The organism is Xanthomonas sp. NCPPB 3005 (genome assembly GCF_041228095.2).
Classification (GTDB): Bacteria; Pseudomonadota; Gammaproteobacteria; order Xanthomonadales; family Xanthomonadaceae; genus Xanthomonas_A; species Xanthomonas_A bonasiae.
In genome coordinates, this window is sequence record NZ_CP166096.2 from 1,773,945 (window position 1) to 1,793,896 (window position 19,952).

The window sequence follows — 19,952 nt, forward strand, 5'->3', positions numbered from 1 at the left end:
ACGCGACGGCGAGAAAGCCGACACATGTGCGCGCGCGGGCGATGCGACGGCGTTCGCGGCAATGCGCATGCCGCGCAGGCTCGCCTACAGCAGCACCAGCGTGGCCAGGCCGAGGAAGCTGAGGAAGCCCATCACGTCGGTCAGGGTGGTCAGGATCACGCCGCCGGCCAGCGCCGGATCGAAGCCCAGGCGCTTGAGCGTCAGCGGCACCAGCACGCCGCCGAGCGCGGCGGTGAGCAGGTTGATGGTCAGCGCCGAGCCGATCACCAGCGACAGCAGCGGCTGCTTGAACCAGGCCAGCACGATCAGGCCCAGGCCGATGCCCAGCGCCAGGCCGTTGATCAGCGCCACCGCCAGTTCCTTGCGCAACAGCACGGTGACGTTGGAGGCGCCGATCTGGCCCAGCGCCAGGCCGCGCACCATCAGCGCCAGCACCTGGGTGCCGGCGTTGCCGCCCATGCCCGCGACGATCGGCATCAGCGCGGCCAGCGCCACCAGCTTGGAGATGGTGCCCTCGAACTGGCTGACCACGCTGGAGGCGATGAACGCGGTGCCCAGGTTGATGGTCAGCCACAGCAGGCGGCGCCGGAACGCGCGCCGCACCGGGCTGAACATGTCCTCGTCCTCGTCCAGGCCGGCGGCGCTCATCGCCTGGTGCTCGGCCTGGTCGCGGATGATGTCGACCACGTCGTCGATGGTGATGCGGCCGAGCAGGATGTTGTTGTCGTCCACCACCGGCGCGGAGATCCAGTCGTGGTCGGAGAACTGCCGCGCGACCTCGTCGGCGCCTTCGCCCACGTCGATGGCCGGCTGCTCGTCGTCGATCAGCCGGTTGATCGGAGTGGAATCCTCGTGGGTGACCAGCGCGGCCAGCGACACCCGGCCCAGGTACTGGTGGCGGCGGCTGACCACGAACAGGTGGTCGGTGTGGTCCGGCAGTTCGCCGCGCAGGCGCAGGTAGCGCAGCACCACGTCGACGTTGACGTCGGCGCGCACGGTGACCACATCCGGGTTCATCAGGCGCCCGGCGCTGTCCTCGGGATAGGACAGCACCTGTTCCAGGCGCTCGCGGTTCTCGCGGTCCATCGACTTGAGTACTTCGTCGATGACCGTGTCGGGCAGATCCTCGACCAGGTTGGCCAGGTCGTCGATGTCGAGGTCTTCGACCGCGGCGATGATCTCGTCCGGGTCCATGTCCGCGAGCAGGCTTTCGCGCACTTCCTCGCCGACGTGCAGCAGCACTTCGCCGTCGTCTTCCGGATCGACCAGGCCCCACACCACCACGCGCTTGCCGGGCGGCAGCGACTCGAGCAGGTTGCCGATCTCGGCCGGCGCCAGCGTATTGACCAGCCGCCGCACCGGGCCCAGGCGCCCGCTGTCCAGCGCATCGGACAGCAAACGCAGCTGCCGCGCGGTCTTGTCGTGGCGGACGGCATCGGCCATGCGCTGCTCCTGAAAGTGGAAGGCCGCGCGCCGAGGGCTCGCGGTCGGTCAGATGTTCATCGCAACATTATCGCCTGCATGTTGCGGGAAGCACAGCGGGCCGGGATTTGGGAGTCGGGAGTGGGGAGTCGCAACGGCGCGGCGCCGTCCGGCGAAATCGCGGCCGGCGGGCTGGCGAAAAAAGTGCCATGCCCGGAAATCGGCGTCTGCTCCCTGTAGGAGGGGCTTCAGCCCCGACGCCTCACCGGTAGAGCATCGGAGCTGAAGCTCCTGCTGCACAGGACGCAGTTGCAGATCCGGAATCCCGGCGTTCCAAAGACGATGGGCCTGAAAGCGCGGGAGCTGCTGGGGCAGGGGCCACGTGGCCACGCACGCTCTTGATTGTTGCGAATCCCCAATCCCGACTCCCCAATCCCGGCTCTCAAGCCAACCAGCGCTCGATGCCCTTGCGGTCGCGCGCCTGCAGCAGCTTGGCGCCGCGCAGGCGCAGCGCCTGCAGGTCGGTGTCGCGGATCACCCGGCGTACTTCCAGCATCGTCGCCGGGTGCAGGCTGAACTCGCGCAGCCCCAGCGCCAGCAGGATCGGGGTCAGCGCCGGATCGCCGGCGATCTCGCCGCACACCGCCACCGGCTTGGCGTGGGCGTGGCCGGTGGCGATGACCTGCGCGATCAGGCGCAGCACCGCCGGGTGCAGCGGCGAATACAGCTCGCCCAGCGCTTCGTTGTTGCGGTCGGCGGCGAGCAGGTATTGCACCAGGTCGTTGGTGCCGATCGACAGGAAGTCGATGGCGTCGATGAAGGTGTCCAGCGCGATCGCCGCGGCCGGGACCTCGATCATCGCGCCGATCTGCACCTGCTCGGCGATGGCGTGGCCCTCGCGGCGCAGTTGTGCGGCGATGCGCTTGAGATGCCGGCGCATCGCCATGATCTCCTCGCGCGCGCTGATCATCGGCACCAGCACGCGCACCGGGCCGTAGCCGGAGGCGCGCAGGATCGCGCGCAGCTGCGTGTCCGAGACCTTCGGCCGGGCCAGCGACAGGCGCACGCCGCGCAGGCCCAGTGCCGGGTTCTGCTCGTTGCTCATGGTCAGGCCGGTGCGGTCGGCCTTGTCCGCGCCCAGGTCCAGGGTGCGGATGGTCACCGGCCGCCCGCTCATGCCGAGCACCGCGTCGCGGTAGGTGCGGAACTGTTCTTCCTCGTCGGGCAGCGCGTCGCGCTGCAGGAATAGGAATTCGGTGCGGTACAGGCCCAGGCCGTCGGCACCGAGCGCATGCGCGCGGGCCACGTCGTCGCGCGACTCGGCATTGGCCAGCAGCACGATATCGACCCCGTCCAGGGTGCGGCTGGGCTTGGAGCGCAGCTTGCCGAGGCCGCGTTGCAGCTTGGCCTGGTCGCGCACGCGGGTCCGGTAGTCGCGCAGGTCGTCTGGCGTGGGCTCGACGATCACCGCGCCCTGCACGCCGTCGACGATCAGCACGTCGCCGTCGTTGATCTTCTGCAGCGCATCGGCGACGCCGACCACCAGCGGCAGGTGCAGGCTGCGCGCCAGGATCGCGCTGTGCGACAGCGCGCTGCCGGCGCTGGTGACGATGCCGACCACGCCCTGCGCCTGCAATTGCGCCAGTTCCGACGGCGCCACGTTCTCGCACACCAGGATCTCGCCGGCCAGGCCGGCGCTGTCGGGCTGGCGCTTCTGCAGGAACGCGTGGATGCGCCCGATCACATGGTCCAGATCGTCCATGCGGCTTTTCAGGTAGGCGTCTTCCATGGCGTCGAACACGGTCGCCAGGCGGTCGCGCTGCAGGCGCAACGCATAGTCGGCGCTGTAGCGGCCGGTGCGGATCAGTTCGTCCAGGCCGTGCAGCAGTTCCGGGTCGTCGAGCAGCAGCGCGTGCAGGTCGAGGAACTCGCCGACCTCCTTGGCCAGGGCGCCATGCAGGCGCTGGCGCAGGCCGTGCATTTCCTCGCGCGCGGCGTTCACCGCCAGGTGCAGGCGTTCCAGTTCCTCGGGCACCTGCGCTGCGCCGATGCGTTGTTCGGCCACGTCCAGCGCATGCGGCAGGCGCACGCGCGCGCGGCCCAGCGCGTTGCCGCGCGAGGCGCCATGGCCTGCGATGCGCAGGCTCACCGCGCGCACCCGCGTCGGCGCGGCGGCGTGGTCGCGGCCGGCGGCCGGCGCCGCATGCTCAGCTGTCCTCGTCGAAGCGCCGCTCGAACAGGCCGACCACGGCCTCCAGCGCGTCGGCTTCGTCGGCGCCGTCCACCCGCACCGTCACCGGCGTGCCCTGCGCGGCGGCCAGCAGCATCACGCCCATGATGCTCTTGGCGTTGACCTCGCGGCCCTTGGCCGCGAGCGTGGCGTTGCAGCGGAACGAGGACAGCGTCTGCACCAGCTTGGCGGTCGCGCGCGCATGCAGGCCCAGTCGGTTGGATACGATGAGTTCGCGTTCAAGCATCGTCGATCACCACTCCATTGCGCGAGCCAGCGGCCGCGGTCGCGGGCAACTGGTCCAGCCCCTGTTCGGGGTAGTTCATGATCCGCAGCAGCATCGGCAGGCTCAGCGCCGAGACGCGCCGCACCGGCGTGCCGAGGCGGGCGAGCTTCGTCGCCAGGTTGCTCGGGCTGGCGCCGTACAGGTCGGTCACGACCAGCACGCCGTCGCCGTCATCGACCCGCCGCAACGCCGCCGACGCCTGCGGCAGCAGCGCATCCAGATCGGCATCGAGCGGGACTTCGAACGCTTCGGTCTTCAGCGGCAACTGCCGCAACAATCCGGTGGCCACGCTCAACAGCGACGCGCCCACACCGGGATGAGTAATCAGGAGAATGCCACAGGCCATGGGAGAACGTTAACAGGTCGGGCAGGGCGCAGGGAATGGCCGGAAGGCCGGGAGTGGGGATTCGGGATTGGGGATTCGCAAACGCCAGAGCAACGGCCGCAGCCGCTCCCGCTTTTGCCAATCCCGAATCCCCAATCCCGGCCCTTCAGTCCTGCTCGCGATGGAACGTCGCCACTTCCGGCCAGCCCTGCTCGCGCGCGTGGCGGGCCAGGCGTTCGGCCAGGTACACCGAGCGGTGCTTGCCGCCGGTGCAGCCGAAGGCGATGGTGACGTAGCTGCGCGTGTCGTTGCGCAGCCGCGGCAGCCAGGTGTCGAGCAGGTCGACGATCTGCGCGGTGTACCGCTGCACGTCCGGCTGTGCGTCCAGGTAGTCGCGCACGCCGCTGTCGCGGCCGGTCAGCGGCCGCAGTTCCGGATCCCAGTGCGGATTGGGCAGCACCCGTGCGTCGAACACGAAGTCGGCTTCGGCCGGCACCCCGCGCCTGTAGGCGAAGGATTCGAACAGCAGCGACAGGCTGTTCTCGTTGGTCAGCGCGAACTCGGTGGTCACCCGCCGGCGCAGCTGGTGCACGTTGAGCGTGCTGGTGTCGATCACCGCGTCGGCCTCGCGGCGCAGCGGTTCGGTGAGCGCGCGCTCGCGCTCGATCGCCTCGGGCAGCGACAGGCCCAGGTGCGACAGCGGGTGCCGGCGGCGGGTGTCGGCGTAGCGCTTGATCAGCGCCTCGTCGGTGGCGTCGAAGAACAACAGCCGCGCGTCCAGGCCGAACTGCGCCACCGCCTCGCGCCACCGCGACAGCTGCGCCAGGTCGCTGTGGCGGCTGCGCACGTCGATGCCCACCGCCAGCTTGCCGGGGCCGACGTCGTCGCGCACCAGGCTCTTGACGAAGGCGGGCAGCAGTTCCACCGGCAGGTTGTCGACGCAGTAGTAGTCCAGGTCCTCGAAGGTCTTCAGCGCCACCGATTTGCCGGAGCCGGACAGGCCGCTGACGATCACCAGGGTGGAGGTGTTCGCCACCGCGTTCATGGCGTGCGCCGTTCGAGCAGGTTGCTGTGGCGGGCGATGAACATCGCCGCCGGGTCGATGCCCTTGGTGCGCAGGATGTGCAGGCGGGTGGCGGCCTCGGTCAGCACCGCCAGGTTGCGCCCGGGCATCACCGGCAGGGTGATCAGCGGCACGTCCAGGTCCAGCACGTGGCGGGTGCCGGAATCGCCGGTCAGGCGCTCGTAGCCATGCGGGGTCGGTTCGGTCATGGGCCGGGTCAGGTGCACGATCAGGCGAAGATACTTGTTCTTCTTTACAGCGGTGTCGCCGAACATGTCGCGCACGTTGAGCACGCCCAGGCCGCGCACTTCCAGCAGGTCCTGCAGCAGTTCCGGGCAGGTGCCGTCGAGCACGTCGGGCGCGATCTGGGTGAACTCGGGGGCGTCGTCGGCGACCAGCCGATGGCCGCGGCTGAGCAGTTCCAGCGCCAGCTCGCTCTTGCCGGAGCCGGCCTCGCCGGTGATCAGCACGCCGATCGAGTAGATCTCCATGAACACCCCGTGCAGGATCACCCGCGGCGCCAGCGTGCGCGCCAGATGATAGGAGAGGTGGTTGAGCAGTTCGTGGCCGCGCTTGGGCGAGCCCCACAGCGGCGTATCGGATTCGTCGGCGGCCGCGCGCAGGTCTTCCGGGCACGACTGGTTCTTGGTGATCACCAGCGCCAGCGGCCGCACCTGCACGATCTTCTCGATGGTCTCCCAGCGCTGGCGCGAATCCAGCGAATCCAGCCAGGCCAGTTCCTCGGTGCCGAGGATCTGCACCTTGTTCGGGTAGATCGTATTGAGGTAGCCGGCCAGCGACGGGCGCCGCGACACCGCGTTGCCGGCTTCCAGCTCGCGGTGTTCGCCCTTCTGCCCGCCCAGCCAGCGCAGGCCGAGCCGGTCGCGCTGCTGGTCGAACAGTTCGCGGGCGGTGATGCTGGTATTCATGCTCATGCGGCGCTGGCCTGGGGGGCGCCGCCGAGCAGGTCGTGCAATGCGGCAGCGTCGGGGGCGCGGCGCAGCGCGGCGCGGAAGCCCTCGTCGGAGAACTGTTCGGCCAGTTCCGACAACAGCATCAGGTGTTGGTGGGTGTAGTGCGCCGGCACGGCCATCGCGAAGATCAGGTCGACCTGCGCGCCGTGGCCGTCGAAGTCGATCGGCTGGTCCAGCCGCAACAACGCGCCACGCGGGGCGTCGAGATGCGGGGCGCGGCCGTGCGGGATGGCGATGCCATGGCCGATGGCGGTGCTGCCGAGCTGTTCGCGCTCGCGCAGGCTGGCGAAGAGTTCGTCGAAGCCGGCTTGCGGACAGGCCAGCAGGCCGGCGGCGGTACGCAGCAGGGTGTCGCGATCGGCGGCCGGCAGCACCTGGGTGCGGACGGCCGCCATCAGATCGGTCAAGGGCATGGCAGGAGCAACGTGTGCAGGATCACACGATATTGTCGCGCACCTCGGCGGCGTGGTGGTCCTGTTTCTTTTCCTTGTGCTTGATGATCAGCCGGTCGAGCTTGTCGGCGAGCAGGTCGATCGCCGCGTACATGGTCTGCGCGCTGGCATCGGCGTGCAGGGTGCGGCCGGGAACGTTGACCGTGGCTTCGACGTGGTGGTCGGGCTTGCGCAGCGCCAGCTGGGCGCGGACCTCGATGGTTTCCTCGTAATGCCGCTTCAGCCGCTGCAGCTTGGTCTCCACGTACTCGCGCAAGGCGGGGGTGACTTCGATCTGCTGGCCGTAGGTCTCGATACGCATCGGATACTCCTTGGTTCGGGATTCACCTTATGAACCATTGCCGCCTGCCGCCGATGCGTCAACCGATGCGGACGCGTTCGTGGGAAGCGGAAATGTTCATGGCCTCACGATACTTCGCAACCGTGCGCCGCGCTACAGGCACGCCGGCGCCTTTCAGCAGGTCGGCCAGCTTGGCGTCAGAAAGCGGCTTGCGCGGGTTCTCGGCCTCGATCAGGCGCCGGATCATCGCCTGAATGGCGGTGCTGGAGGCTTCGCCGCCGCTGTCGGTGTCGATGCCGGAGGCGAAGAAGGCGCGCAGCGGGATGGTGCCGCGCGGGGTGCGCACGTACTTGCGGGCGATGGCGCGGGAGATGGTGCTCTCGTGCAGGCCCAGTTCGCCGGCGATCTCGCGCAGGGTCAGCGGGCGCAGCGCCTGTTCGCCGAATTCGAGGAAGCCGGCCTGCTGGCGCAGCAGGCAGCGGGTCACCTTGAGCAGGGTCTCGCCGCGCGCCTCCAGGCTCTTCAGCAGCCAGCGCGCTTCCTGCAACTGGCCGCGCAGGTAGCCGGCGTCGCTTTCGCCGCACTGGCGGATCAGCTGTTCGTAGCCGCGGTGGATGGTGACCTTGGGCCGCGCGTGCCCGGCCAGCGCCGCGTGCCAGACGCCGCGCTGGCGCCAGATCACGCAGTCGGGCACCACGTAGGTGTCGGCGCTGAGTTCGCCGACCTGCTTGCCCGGGCGCGGGTCCAGCGAGCGCAGCAGCGTGACCGCGGTCTCCACCGCCGAGGCCGGGCGCTTGAGTTCGTGGGCGATGCCGGCGATGCCGCTGCGCGGCAGTTTCTCCAGCGGGCCGTTGGCGATGGCGCGCGCCAGTTCCAGCCCGGGCGTGTCCGCGGGCAGCACGTCCAACTGCAGGTTCAGGCATTCGCCCAGCGTGCGCGCGGCGATGCCGACCGGGTCGAAGCGCTGGATCTGGTGCAGCACGGTGAGGATTTCCTCCTCCTCGGCGACGATGTCCGGCTGCAAGGTTTCGGCGATCGTGGCCAGCGGTTCGCGCAGGTAGCCGTCGTCGTCGAGCGCGTCGATCAGCGCCGCGCCGATGCTGCGGTCGCGCGGCGACAGGTGCGACAGGTGCAACTGCCACAGCAGGTGATCGATCAGCGTGTCGGGTTCGGCGACGCGCTCGGCGGCGCTGCCCATGTCGTCGTCGTCGTCGAAGGAGCCGCCGCCGCCGCTGCTCCAGGCCGGCTCGGCATCGGACCAGTCGTCGCCGTCGTGTTGCAGCACGTTGTCCAGCGTATCGCCGGCCGGCGGCGCGACCTCGGCTTCGCCTTCGGCGCTGCCGGCGCCGGCCACATCGAGCGTGGGTGCGGCGTCTTCGGCCCATTCCAGCAGCGGATTGCTCTCCACCGCCTCGGCGATCTCCACTTCCAGTTCGGCGCTGGACATCTGCAACAGCTTGATCGCCTGCCGCAACTGTGGCGTCATGACCAGATGCTGTCCCAGCGATGTCTGCAGCCGTGCTTTCATGCCTGTGCCGAACGGGAAAGGGCGTGGCGCAACGCCCGCGCGGTCAGAGCCTGAAGGTTTCCCCGAGGTAGACGCGGCGGACGTCGCTATTGGCCAGCAGCGCTTCCGGCGCCCCCTGCGCCAACACGCTGCCTTCGTTGAGGATATACGCCCGGTCGCAGATTCCCAAGGTTTCGCGCACGTTGTGGTCGGTGATGAGCACGCCGATGCCGCGTTGCTTGAGGTGGGTGACGATGCGCTGGATTTCGCCGACCGAGATCGGGTCGACGCCGGCGAAGGGTTCGTCGAGCAGCATCATCCGCGGCTTGGCGGCCAGCGCGCGGGCGATCTCGCAGCGGCGGCGCTCGCCGCCGGACAGGCTGGCGCCGAGCTGGTCGGCGACGTGGCCGATCTGCAGCTCGTCCAGCAGCGAGGACAGTTCGCGCTCGCGGCCGGCGTCGTCCAGGTCCTCGCGCAGTTCCAGCACCAGGCGGATGTTGTCGGCCACGCTGAGCTTGCGGAACACCGACGGCTCCTGCGGCAGGTAGCCGACGCCGAGCTTGGCGCGCTTGTACATCGGCAGCGCGGTGATGTCGTTGCCGTCGAGCACGATGCGCCCGGCATCGGCCTCGACCAGGCCGACGATCATGTAGAAGCAGGTGGTCTTGCCGGCGCCGTTGGGGCCGAGCAGACCGACCACTTCGCCCGCCTCCAGGGTCAGGGCGAACTCGCGCACGACCTCGCGCTGCTTGTAGCGCTTGCGCAGGCCTTCGGCGAGCAGCATCACTGGCCTCCTTGCTTGGCCGGGGTGGTGGGCTTGGCCGGCGTCGCGGCGGGCTTTGCGGCCGGCTTGGCGCCAGCGGCAGGGGCGTCGGCCGGCGCCGCGTTCTTCGGCTGGATCACCGTGTGCACGCGGGTGCCGTCGCCGCCGCCCTGCATGTCGCCGGTCTTGGTGTTGTAGACCATGCGCTGGCCGGCATTGGTGCCCTTGGGCGAGGTCATGCGGTAGTTGCCGGTGAGGATCACCGTATCGTTCGACATGGTGTAGTCGATGTTGTCGGCGACGCCGTCCATCGGCGAGCCGTCATCCATTTCCTGCTTCAGCGTCGCTTGCTTGCCCTTGAGCAGCACGCGGTCGATGTCGCCGTTCTTGCGGAAGATGTCGGCCGTGTCGGCGTGCACTTCCAGCGTGCCCTGGATGATGACGACGTTGCCCGAAAGGTGGCATTTGCCGTTGTCGTCGATCAGGTTGCAGTCGCTGGCATTGGACTTGATGTCCATCGGCTGATTGCGATCGGACGACTTGGCCATCGCCAGTGCGGGCAGCAGCAGGGCGAGCAGCGCGAGCTTAGCGGGCAGCGTTCGGTTCATAGCGGGTCTTGACCTGTGAAAGGAGCTTGTACTGCCGGGACTTCAAGTCGACCTCGAAGCCGACGCCGGACTGCATCATACCGGGCCGGGTCATGGTGACCGGTTCGGCGGTGCGCGCGGTGCTGGTCTGCGGGAAGACGTCCAGGCTCTGGGTACGGAAGGTGGTGGGCGGGATGCTGGGCACCTTGGGGCTGTCGCCGGCGACGTCGCCGCGCAGGCGCAGTTCGGTGCCGTCGGCGCTGACCCAGCCGGTCTTGCTGCGCATTTCCCAGTGCTGGCCGTTGGCGTCCGGCATCAGGAACAGCGGGGTTTCGATCGCCATGGTCTGGTCGGCGCGGCTGCGTTCCATCTGCGGCGCGCGCAGGGTCATCGACTCCTTGCCCTGCTTGTCCAGCGCGACGATCTGGAAATCGTGCGCGATGTAGTCCGAGCGGGCCTCGGCGTCGCTCGTCGGCACCCGCTTGCTGCGCTGGTGCCAGGCCGACCAGCCGCTGACCACGGCGGCGACCAGCAACAGGCCGCCGAGAACGGTGCGCCAGCTCATGCGCCATGCTCCTGCAGCAGGGAGGGGACGTGGCCTTGCGCGGCCAGCAGCACGTCGCACAGCTCGCGCGCGGCGCCTTCGCCGCCGCGGGCGCGGGTCAGCCAGTGCACGTGCTCGGCGGTCCACGGATGCGCATTGGCGGGGGCCACCGCCAGCCCGACCACGCGCAGCGGCGCCAGATCCGGCAGGTCGTCGCCCATGAAGCACACCTGCTCCAGGCTCAGCCCGCGCTCGTCGCACAGCGCCTGCACCCCGGCGCGCTTGTCCTTGACCCCGATCTGCACCAGCAGGCCCAGTTCCTGGCCGCGCTTCTCCGCGGCCAGGCTGGGCCGCGCGGTGATCAGCGCCACCTCGATGCCGTGCCGGCGCAACTGCACCAGGCCCTGGCCATCGAGCACGTTGAACGCCTTGCTCTCGTTGCCGTCGCGGTCGTAGTACAGGCGGCCGTCGGTCAGCGTGCCGTCCACGTCGAAGCACGCCAGGCGGATCCGGGCGGCGCGGTCGATCAGGTCGGCGGGAAGGTCGGCCAGCGGGGAATAGGGCATGGTTCGCTATATCGGGGCGGGAAGGCCGGCTTTCCAGCAGGCCAGGGCCAGCGGCGCAGGGCGCCGGCGGGCGGTGAACAAGTTCAGGCTGTTAAACCACTCTGGCGCGCAACAGGTCGTGAATGTTGAGCGCGCCGACCGCGCGGCCGTCGCCGTCGACCACGATCAAGCCGTTGATCTTATGGGTTTCCATCAGCCGTGCGGCCTCGGCGGCGAGCTGGTCGGCGCCGATCGTGCGCGGCTGCCGTGTCATCACGTCGGCGATGCGGGTCTGGCGCACGTCCAGCGCGCTGTCCAGGGTGCGGCGCAGGTCGCCGTCGGTGAACAGGCCGAGCAGGCGCCCGTCGCCATCGACCACCGCGGTCATGCCCAGGCGCTTGCGGCTCATCTCCACCAGCGCTTCGCTGAGGCTGGCGTCCTCGCGCACCCGCGGCAGGTCGTCGCCGCCGTGCATCACGTCGGTGATGTGCAGCAGCAGGCGCCGGCCCAGGCTGCCGGCCGGGTGCGAGCGGGCGAAATCGTCGGCGGTGAAGCCGCGCGCGTCCAGCAGCGCCACCGCCAGCGCATCGCCCAGCGCCAGCGAGGCGGTGGTGCTGGAGGTCGGCGCCAGGTCCAGCGGGCAGGCCTCGGCCGGCACGCTGACGTCCAGGTGCAGGTCGGCCTCGCGGGCCAGCGTGGACTGGGCGCGGCCGGTCATCGCGATCACCGCGTTGCCCTGGCGCTTGAGCACCGGCAGCAGCATCAGGATCTCGTCGGATTCGCCGGAGTAGGACAGCGCCAGGACCACGTCGGCATCGGTGATCATGCCCAGGTCGCCGTGCCCGGCCTCGCCCGGATGCACGTAGAACGCCGGGGTGCCGGTGGAGGCGAGGGTAGCGGCGATCTTGCGCGCCACATGCCCGGACTTGCCCATGCCGGTGGCGACCACGCGCCCGCGCGAGGCCAGGATCAGCCGGCAGGCGGCGGCGAACTCGGCGCCGATGCGCGCGCCGACCGCGCCCAGCGCAGCCTGCTCGATCTCGACCACGCGGCGGCCGCTGGCGACCAGGCTGGCGTCGTCGATCGCGGCGGGGGACAGGGGCGATACAGCCATGCGGATGCCGGTCGGAGGGTAGAATGGCCAATCATTTTATTAGGAAAGCCCGTTGGACGCCGAAACCATCCGTAAACTGATCGAGGCCGGCCTGCCCGGCGCGCGCGTGCAGGTGCAGGGCGACGACGGCGTGCACTTCGAGGCCACCGTGGTCAGCGCCGCGTTCGCCGGCAAGCTGCCGCTGGCCCGCCACCGCATGGTCTACGCGACGCTGGGCGAGCTGATGGGCGGGGCGATCCATGCGCTGGCGCTGACCACGCTGACCCCCGAGCAGGCCGGCTGAGCCGCGTTCCGTTCCGTTTCTTCTTTTCGAATCCCCCGAGACCCATGGCCAAAATCGTAGTGACCGGCGGCAACCCGCTGCACGGTGAAGTGAACATTTCCGGCGCCAAGAACGCGGTGCTGCCGATCCTGTGCGCGACCCTGCTGGCCGATGCGCCGGTGGAGATCACCAACGTGCCGCAACTGCACGACGTGATCACCACGGTGAAGCTGCTCGGCGAACTGGGCGCCGAAGTCACCATCGACGAAGGCACCCTGGCGCGCGGCAGCGCGATCACCGTCGATCCGCGCAAGGTCGACCAGCACGTCGCGCCGTACGAGCTGGTGCGCACCATGCGCGCCTCGATCCTGGTGCTGGGCCCGCTGCTGGCCAAGTTCGGCGCGGCCGAAGTGTCGCTGCCCGGCGGCTGCGCGATCGGCTCGCGGCCGGTGGACCAGCACATCAAGGGCCTGCAGGCGCTGGGCGCGGAGATCAGCGTCGAGAACGGCTACATCAAGGCGACCAGCAACGGCCGCTTGAAGGGCGGCCGCTACGTGTTCGACATGGTCAGCGTCACCGGCACCGAGAACGTGCTGATGGCCGCGACCCTGGCCGACGGCACCACGGTGCTGGAGAACGCGGCGATGGAACCGGAAGTCACCGACCTGGCCGACTGCCTGATCGCACTCGGCGCCAGGATCGAAGGCGCCGGCACCTCGCGCATCGTGGTGCAGGGCGTGGAGCGCCTGTCCGGCGGCCGCCACGCGGTGCTGCCCGACCGCATCGAGACCGGCACTTTCCTGGTCGCCGCGGCGATGACCGGCGGCAGCGTCACCGTGCGCCGCGCGCGCGCCGACACGCTCGACGCTGTGCTCGACAAGCTGAGCGAGGCCGGCGCCACCATCGAGAGCGGGCCGGACTGGATCCGCCTGGACATGCACGGCAAGCGCCCGCGCGCGGTCAGCCTGACCACCGCGCCGTACCCGGCGTTCCCGACCGACATGCAGGCGCAATTCATGGCGCTCAACTGCGTGGCCGACGGCGTCGGCGTGATCAACGAGACGATCTTCGAGAACCGTTTCATGCACGTCAACGAACTGCTGCGCCTGGGCGCGGACATCCAGGTCGAAGGCCATACCGCGATCGTGCGCGGCAACGAGCGGCTCAGCGGCGCGCCGGTGATGGCCACCGATCTGCGCGCCTCGGCCTCGCTGATCCTGGCCGGGCTGGTCGCCGACGGCGACACCACCATCGACCGCATCTACCACCTGGACCGTGGCTACGAGAACATCGAGGAGAAGCTGGGGGCGCTGGGCGCGTCCATCCGGCGCATCGCATGATCCTCAAGGGCCGCTTCACCCGCCGGCGCAAGGTGCTGCTGGCGGTGGTGATCCTGGTGCTGGCCTGGGTCGGTTACGCCTGGTATGCGGGCATCGCCATCACCCAGGGCATCGAACAGCGCGACATGGACTGGAACGGCGACGGCCAGGTCAGCCGCAGCGAGATCGCGCAGGCGTTCTACGCGGTCGGCGTGACCCGCACCCAGGACGGCCCGCGCCAGTGCAGCACCTTCTACTGGCGCGACAGCGGCGCGCAGATCCGCGTGGACTGCCGCACCACGTTCGCGCCGGCCAACCACGCCAAGTAGTCGGCGGCCACGGCCCCGCCGTCGATCGCGGCCGCGACAAGGCCGGGCGTTGCCACGACGCAACGCCCGGCGCTTCGCATGCGGCGCGTCTTGCGCCTGGATGGCGGCATCGGGACGGCCGCGCCGGATGGCGTGGAAGCTGCGCACGCAGCCGCTCCGGGTGCGCCACATCGCGCATATGAATGTTTTATGAAGAACGGTGCGCTGATTTGCAGCCCGTCGTTCATGCGTGGCGCCGTTTGTATCGGTGACCGCAACGACTGAAATTCTGGTGGACAGGCGTTTTCGGCGCAGCGCGCGGGCAAAGCGTGTCCGCAATGTCGTGGTTCTTGCCTGAACGTCGTGATCGCGTGAAGCGGCGGCGATGCCCGGTAAACGTCCGGCGCAACCCCGATGCGTAAATGCGGGTCAAGCCTTCGTAGGAATTTCGTTAAGAGCCTGCGCAACGGCGACTCCGTCTTCCGCCCACGTGCGCGTCTCTCGCCGCGCGTGCCGCGGAAGGCCCCAACGCCTCGTCCTGCAAGAACCCGCCCTCATGAGCCAGACACGTTCACGCCACTCGTTCAAACCTACCGTAATAGCCACGATGCTCGGCCTGTGCCTGGTGCAGGGCACTGCGCTGGCGCAGAGTACCGCCGGCGACATCGCCGGCAGCGCGGCCTATGTGCAAGGCGTGCAGATCCAGATCAAGAGCCTGGATAGCGGGACAGCCCGCGTCGTCGCGTTGGGCGCGGAAGGCAAGTTCCGCATCCCCGCGCTGCCGAGCGGCAGCTACGATGTCAGTCTCATCGAAAACGGCAATGTTGTCGCCACGCGCAACGTGATGGTCGTGGCCGGCAAGACGGTGACGGTCGATTTCGGCGAGCCGGCGACCAAGTCGTTGCGCGCCGTCACGGTCAAGGCGCCGATCGTGGTCAACGGCATCGACACCAGCAGCGTCGAATCGCGCAGCACCTTCAATGCCGCACAGTTGAACGAACTGCCGTTGCCGCGGGACGTGAGCAGCGTCGCCCGCATGACCCCAGGCACCTCGCAGGGCAGCGGCTATTTCGGCAACCTGAATTCGTTCGGTGGCGCGTCGGTGGCCGAGAACGCGTACTACGTCAACGGCATGAACATCACCGACTCCTACGACAGCCTGTCCTTCAGCGAGGTGCCGTGGCAGGCGATCGACCAGCTCGACGTGCAGACCGGCGGCTATGGCGCCGAGTACGGCTTTTCCACTGGCGGCGTCACCAGCGTCAACATCAAGCGCGGCACCAACGAGTGGCACGGCGGGGTGAGCATCGATTCGGCGCCGGACGCGTTGCGCGCGCACCTGGACGACGAGTATTTCCGCAGCGGCAGCCTGTACCGCCCGCAAAGCAACAACACCACCAACTCCAATACCTACTCGCTCTGGGAAGGCGGTCCGCTGATCCAGGACAAGCTGTTCGTGTTCGTGATCGGACAGTTTCAGCGCAACACCGGCAGCGTCTGGAACGGACGCACCGCGTCCACCAGCACCAGCAGCACCAGCTACGACTACAACACCAGCAAGCCGTACAAGCTGGTCAAGCTGGACTGGTTCCCGAACGATCGCAACCATCTGGAATTCACCGGCTTCGACGACAGCAGCCGGACCAGCTACGACTATTTCAAGACCTCGTTCAGCGGCGACGAGGTGACCCGGACCACTTACAACGGCCGGCTCGTGTCCAAGAGCGGTGGTCCCACCACGGTCTTCAAGTGGACCAGCAACCTGACCGACAATCTGACCGCGTCGCTGCAATACGGCAAGATGAAGACCGTCAGCGAGCAATACACAAGAAGCCCAGACGGCACGACGACGACCTACGACGGCGATGTGAATTCCACCGGCAGCTCCGGCTGCCCGGTCACCTTCTATGCGTCGCGCTATACCGGTGCCGAAAACAGCTGCTACGCCAGTTCGACGCTGGGCATCAGCAATGGCTACAGCCAGCGCGAGGACACCCGGCTCGATTTCCAGTGGACGCTGGGCAACCACGATCTGTCCTTCGGCTACGACTACAACGACTTCACCGCTCGCCAGGGCACTTCGTATTCCGGCGGCCACTACTACTACTATTACAACGACAACTACGTCTACGACTACGTCTACAAGACCGGCGGCACCGTCGAGGTGAAGCAGAATTCGTGGTACGTGCAGGACAAGTGGCATGTCACCAGCAATTTCCTGCTGTCCTTGGGCATCCGCAACGACGGCTTCAAGAACTACAACACCGCCGGCGACGTGTTCGTCAAGCAGGACAACATCTGGCAGCCGCGCCTGGGCTTTTCCTGGGACGTGAACGGCGACGGCGCGTCGCGTCTGTTCGGCAACCTGGGACGCTACGCCCTGCCGATCGCCGCGAACGTCGCGTTGCGCGCGGCCAGCGCCTCGGTCTACTCGGAGACGCTGTACAGCTACAGCGGCGTCAGTTCGACCGGCGTGCCGCTCAATGCCTCGCAGATCGGCGACACCTACTACTACAACGGCGAGAACGGCACCTCGCCCAATGCGACAAGCGTGACCAGCAAGAACCTCAAGCCGTATACCCAGGACGAGGCGATCCTCGGTTACCAGTACACCTTGAACACCCAGAACGATTTCCTCAACAGCTGGGTGCTGGGAATCAAGGGAACCTACCGCAAGATCCACAACGCCATTGACGATACCTGTTCGACCCAGTCGCTCTACAACGCGGCCACTTCCGCCGGCTACGACACCTCGGCATGGGACGAGTGGACTGCGCCGGAAGGCGCTTCGGGTTGCTGGCTCTACAATCCCGGAAGCTCTTCCACCGTCAGTGTCGACGTCGATGGCGACGGCAAGCTCGACACCATCACCATGTCCGCCGATTCGCTCGGTTCCAAGGCCCGGCGCACCTACAAGGCGTTGACCCTGAGCGCGGAGAAGTCCACCGACACCTGGTATGCCAACGTCAATTACACGTGGTCGCAGAGCAAGGGCAACTACGAGGGCCTGGTCAAATCCAACAACGGCCAGTCGGATACCGGAACCACGGCGGATTTCGATTTCGCGCAGATCATGCAAGGCGCGTATGGCTTCCTTCCCAACGACCACATGCACACGCTGAAGCTCTATGGCGCCTACAAGTTCTCACCGGAATGGCAGGTCGGCCTGTCCCTGCAGGTGCAGTCGGGCGCTCCGATCAGCTGCTACGGCGGTGGCTACGGCACCTTGGATACCTACTACGGCTATGGAGCGCAGTGGCACGTGTGCAACGGCGAGATCAGCACCCAGGGAACGCAGGGGCGCACGCCGTGGACCTTCAACGCCAGTCCGAATCTGGTCTACAAGCCTGCCGCGATCAAGGGCCTGACGGCACAGCTCTCGCTGTTGAACGTCTTCAACAACGTCAAGCCGCTGCAGGTGTATCAGGCCTACGAGACCGTGAGCTCGTCCGGTACCAGCTACTACGAGTACTACAAGCTCGGTCAGTACTACCAGACGCCGCGCTATGCGCGTCTGCAGCTGATGTATGAATGGTGATGCGCCGGCGCCGTGCCCGAACGCACGGTCGGCGGACCCTGGCGTCCGCCATCGGCTAAAAAAGAACCCCGGTCTCGGCCGGGGTTTCTTTTATGCGGAAGGGCGTTGCCGGCGTGCACGGCGCGGAAGATCTGGCGGTCCGCGCCGTGGACGAGCCGCGCCGCCCTTGCGCGGATCAGTGCAGCGTCTTGATGGTCAGGTCCAGTGCGTCCTGGCCGTTCTCGCGCTGCAGGATGCGTACCGGCACCGGCATGTCCGGCACGATCCAGGCGATGATTTCCTTGGAGCCGTCGCTGCGGCTGACCTTGGTCGCCTGCTCGCTCTTGCCGTTGACGGTGATCGCTTCCTTGCCGGCCACCTTGTAGGTCATCGGCTTGGCGCGGCCCTCGTCGACCATGCGGTAGCTGGGGGTCTTGCCGGCGTTGACGTCGCGCGCGATCGCCAGGTTGATCAGCAGCGCGTCCATGTCGCCGGGCTGCAGCTTCACCGGGCCGCGGCGGTCGGGCTTGATGTCGCCGGCCCAGGTCGCCTGCGCGGTGTTCCAGTCGTAGTTGGCGGTCACCGCCTTCTTCTTGATCAGGAACAGCGAGCGGTCGTCGCTGCTGAGCGGGCGCAGTTGCCCGCCCTTTTCCTCGAACACGGTGCTCTGGCTCAGGTCGGCGACCTGGTTCTTGATCGACAGGCTGTAGCGCCAGCGGTTGTTGCCTTCGCTGGCCAGGGTCATCAAGCCGTTGGCCTGCATGCCCATGTAGCTGGCCTGGTAGTCCGCCTTGAACGGCTCCAGCGCCAGGGCGGGCAGGCTGGCCAGCGCCAGCAGGGCGGCGGCGACGGCGGACAGCGGGCGGGCGATGCGTGTCATGGTCAGACTCCTTGGTATTCGGTCAGGCGCAGGTCGATGCGGTCTTCGCCGTCTTCGCGCTGCAGGATGCGCACCGGCGTCGGCACGCCGTTGGCGATCCACAGAATGGTCTCATTCTTGCCGCCGTTGGTGCGCGACACGCGCAGCGCGTCGTAGCTGATGTCGCCGACCTGCACCGTCTCGGTCTGCTCGGCGGCGTGGTAGATGTGTTCGCGCACCCGGCCGACATCGACGAAGCGGTAGGTCATGGTCTTGCCCGGCTGCGCGTCGCGCATGATCGACAGGTTGATCAGCAGCGCGCTCTGGTCGCCGGGCTGCAGCGGGATCGGCTGCTGCCGGTCCTTCTTCAGGTCGCCGTCCCAGCGCGCCACGCCCTTGCTCCAGTCGTAGACGCCGGTGACCTTCTTGCCGAAGAACATCGCCTTCTTCACCGTGCTCTGGCTCTGCGGCACGTAGCGCCCGTCCTGGGTGCGGAACACCGTGCTCTGCTCGATGTTCAGGCCGAGGATGCTGGCGAAGCCGCTGCGGCCCTGCACGCCCAGGTCCACGCGCCATTCGTCGCCATTGCCGTGGCTGACTTCCATGCGCGCGTCGCCGGCCTGCTTGCCCTTGTACAGCGCCTGGTAGGTGGCCACGAACGGCTGCAGCGGCGGCGGCGTCCAGGCTTCGGCCGGCAGGCCCGGCGCCGCCGCGGCAGGCGCGCCGGGTGCGGCGGCCGTGGCCGGTGCGGCCTGGGCCGATGCCGGTGCAGATGGCGCAGGCGGCGGCGCCTGCGCGAGCACGCCGACGGCTGGCGCCAGCAGGCCGAGGCTGGCCACGGCGAGAACAGCGAACTGACGCGGAAGGAGCTTCATGGGATGGCTGCGAGGGAGGGGAGTTGGGCGCGAACACGACCAGTGCGCTTCGCGCTGCGACGTATTCAGGGAATCAGCATGCCCTGGCAATCTAGGCGCAGCGGACTAAACCGGCACTGACCGTCGAGCCAGACCCTGCCATCCCGTTCAGCCAGGCGCCCGGACGCGGCCAGCTGCAGCGCCGCGCACAGCAGCTGGTGCTCGCGCGGCAACAGGCGTTGCGCCAGGTCCTCCGGGCGGTCGCCGGGCTGCACCGGCACCCGCACCTGCGCGACCACCGCGCCGGCATCCAGTTCCGGAACCACGAAGTGCACGCTGGCGCCATGCTCGGCATCGCCGGCCGCCAGCGCCTGCGCATGCGTGTGCAGGCCGCGGTACTTGGGCAGCAGCGACGGGTGGATGTTGAGCAGGCGGCCGGCGAAGCGCTGCACGAAGCCGGCGCCGAGGATGCGCATGTAGCCGGCGCAGACGATCCAGTCCGGCTGCACGGCGGCGACCGCGTCGCCCAGCGCCTGGTCGAACGCGGCGCGGTCGGGGAAGCCGTTCGGCGCCGCCGACCAGCGCTGCGCCGGCGCCACCTTGGCCAACGCCGGCGCCTGCGCGCGGTCGCTGAACACGCCCGCCACCTGCGCGTCCAGCGCGCCGGCGGCGATCGCGTCGAGCAGCGCCTGCAGGTTGGAGCCACGGCCGGAGACCAGCACCGCAAGACGGATCGTCATC

21 protein-coding genes are annotated in these 19,952 nt (G+C 68.4%); 4 read left to right on the top strand and 17 right to left on the bottom strand.

The window, feature by feature from the left end; all coding sequences use genetic code 11:
- Positions 1–84: 84 nt before the first annotated feature.
- From mgtE to AB8810_RS07585, 14 genes are all read right to left on the bottom strand, one after another.
- Positions 85–1,443: a magnesium transporter gene (mgtE, locus tag AB8810_RS07520; protein ID WP_179566246.1), complete on the bottom strand. Its 1,359-nt coding sequence runs from the start codon at positions 1,441–1,443 to the stop codon at positions 85–87.
- A 421-nt stretch (positions 1,444–1,864) separates the two neighbouring features.
- Positions 1,865–3,571 carry a phosphoenolpyruvate--protein phosphotransferase gene (ptsP, locus tag AB8810_RS07525; RefSeq protein WP_179566244.1) on the bottom strand — a complete coding sequence of 569 codons (1,707 nt, stop codon included), beginning with the start codon at positions 3,569–3,571 and terminating at the stop codon, positions 1,865–1,867.
- Positions 3,572–3,629: 58 nt separating this feature from the next.
- On the bottom strand, positions 3,630–3,899 hold the full coding sequence (locus tag AB8810_RS07530; RefSeq protein WP_009591660.1) for an HPr family phosphocarrier protein: 270 nt from the start codon (positions 3,897–3,899) through the stop codon (positions 3,630–3,632).
- On the bottom strand, positions 3,892–4,284 hold the full coding sequence (locus AB8810_RS07535; protein WP_179566242.1) for a PTS sugar transporter subunit IIA: 393 nt from the start codon (positions 4,282–4,284) through the stop codon (positions 3,892–3,894). The genes AB8810_RS07530 and AB8810_RS07535 overlap by 8 nt, the downstream gene beginning before the upstream one ends.
- A gap of 145 nt (positions 4,285–4,429) precedes the next feature.
- Entirely contained in the window at positions 4,430–5,308 is an 879-nt protein-coding gene (gene rapZ / locus AB8810_RS07540) for an RNase adapter RapZ (protein ID WP_179566240.1), read from the bottom strand.
- Positions 5,305–6,255 carry an HPr(Ser) kinase/phosphatase gene (gene hprK, locus AB8810_RS07545; RefSeq protein WP_179567931.1) on the bottom strand — a complete coding sequence of 317 codons (951 nt, stop codon included), beginning with the start codon at positions 6,253–6,255 and terminating at the stop codon, positions 5,305–5,307. The genes rapZ and hprK overlap by 4 nt, the downstream gene beginning before the upstream one ends.
- Positions 6,256–6,257: 2 nt before the next feature.
- Positions 6,258–6,713: a PTS sugar transporter subunit IIA gene (locus AB8810_RS07550; RefSeq protein WP_179566238.1), complete on the bottom strand. Its 456-nt coding sequence runs from the start codon at positions 6,711–6,713 to the stop codon at positions 6,258–6,260.
- A 22-nt stretch (positions 6,714–6,735) separates the two neighbouring features.
- Positions 6,736–7,053: a ribosome hibernation-promoting factor, HPF/YfiA family gene (gene hpf / locus AB8810_RS07555; RefSeq protein WP_003478125.1), complete on the bottom strand. Its 318-nt coding sequence runs from the start codon at positions 7,051–7,053 to the stop codon at positions 6,736–6,738.
- Between the two features lie 58 nt (positions 7,054–7,111).
- Positions 7,112–8,560, bottom strand: coding sequence for an RNA polymerase factor sigma-54 (locus tag AB8810_RS07560; RefSeq protein WP_369916042.1), 1,449 nt, complete (start codon positions 8,558–8,560; stop codon positions 7,112–7,114).
- Between the two features lie 43 nt (positions 8,561–8,603).
- Complete coding sequence (gene lptB, locus AB8810_RS07565; protein ID WP_191825749.1) at positions 8,604–9,323, bottom strand: LPS export ABC transporter ATP-binding protein; 720 nt, start codon at positions 9,321–9,323, stop codon at positions 8,604–8,606.
- Positions 9,323–9,910, bottom strand: coding sequence for a lipopolysaccharide transport periplasmic protein LptA (lptA, locus tag AB8810_RS07570; protein WP_369916045.1), 588 nt, complete (start codon positions 9,908–9,910; stop codon positions 9,323–9,325). The genes lptB and lptA overlap by 1 nt, the downstream gene beginning before the upstream one ends.
- Entirely contained in the window at positions 9,888–10,454 is a 567-nt protein-coding gene (lptC, locus tag AB8810_RS07575) for an LPS export ABC transporter periplasmic protein LptC (RefSeq protein ID WP_191825747.1), read from the bottom strand. Before lptC ends, lptA begins: the two co-directional genes overlap by 23 nt.
- Entirely contained in the window at positions 10,451–10,999 is a 549-nt protein-coding gene (locus AB8810_RS07580) for an HAD family hydrolase (protein WP_179566232.1), read from the bottom strand. The genes lptC and AB8810_RS07580 overlap by 4 nt, the downstream gene beginning before the upstream one ends.
- A 91-nt stretch (positions 11,000–11,090) precedes the next feature.
- A complete protein-coding gene (locus AB8810_RS07585) occupies positions 11,091–12,092 on the bottom strand; it encodes a KpsF/GutQ family sugar-phosphate isomerase (RefSeq protein ID WP_179566231.1) in 1,002 nt (333 codons plus the stop codon).
- A 52-nt stretch (positions 12,093–12,144) separates the two neighbouring features.
- Between AB8810_RS07585 and AB8810_RS07590 the strand changes: the two genes are divergently transcribed.
- The 4 genes from AB8810_RS07590 (at position 12,145) to AB8810_RS07605 (ending at position 17,519) form a co-directional block, all read left to right on the top strand.
- The gene (locus AB8810_RS07590; RefSeq protein WP_003478139.1) at positions 12,145–12,375 is read left to right on the top strand and encodes a BolA family protein; all 231 of its coding nucleotides are present in this window, start codon (positions 12,145–12,147) and stop codon (positions 12,373–12,375) included.
- Between the two features lie 44 nt (positions 12,376–12,419).
- Positions 12,420–13,694, top strand: a complete 1,275-nt coding sequence (murA, locus tag AB8810_RS07595) for a UDP-N-acetylglucosamine 1-carboxyvinyltransferase (protein WP_206257933.1) — start codon at positions 12,420–12,422, stop codon at positions 13,692–13,694.
- On the top strand, positions 13,691–14,002 hold the full coding sequence (locus AB8810_RS07600) for an EF-hand domain-containing protein (RefSeq protein ID WP_179566229.1): 312 nt from the start codon (positions 13,691–13,693) through the stop codon (positions 14,000–14,002). The genes murA and AB8810_RS07600 overlap by 4 nt, the downstream gene beginning before the upstream one ends.
- Before the next feature lie 586 nt (positions 14,003–14,588).
- Positions 14,589–17,519, top strand: a complete 2,931-nt coding sequence (locus AB8810_RS07605; protein WP_369916049.1) for a TonB-dependent receptor plug domain-containing protein — start codon at positions 14,589–14,591, stop codon at positions 17,517–17,519.
- A gap of 175 nt (positions 17,520–17,694) precedes the next feature.
- Here the strand turns inward: AB8810_RS07605 and AB8810_RS07610 are convergent, their stop codons facing one another.
- From AB8810_RS07610 to purN, 3 genes are all read right to left on the bottom strand, one after another.
- On the bottom strand, positions 17,695–18,378 hold the full coding sequence (locus AB8810_RS07610) for a DUF3108 domain-containing protein (RefSeq protein WP_369916051.1): 684 nt from the start codon (positions 18,376–18,378) through the stop codon (positions 17,695–17,697).
- A 2-nt stretch (positions 18,379–18,380) separates the two neighbouring features.
- Positions 18,381–19,232: a DUF3108 domain-containing protein gene (locus tag AB8810_RS07615; protein WP_179566223.1), complete on the bottom strand. Its 852-nt coding sequence runs from the start codon at positions 19,230–19,232 to the stop codon at positions 18,381–18,383.
- 65 nt (positions 19,233–19,297) lie between these two features.
- Positions 19,298–19,951: a phosphoribosylglycinamide formyltransferase gene (purN, locus tag AB8810_RS07620; protein WP_369916054.1), complete on the bottom strand. Its 654-nt coding sequence runs from the start codon at positions 19,949–19,951 to the stop codon at positions 19,298–19,300.
- Position 19,952: the final 1 nt, after the last annotated feature.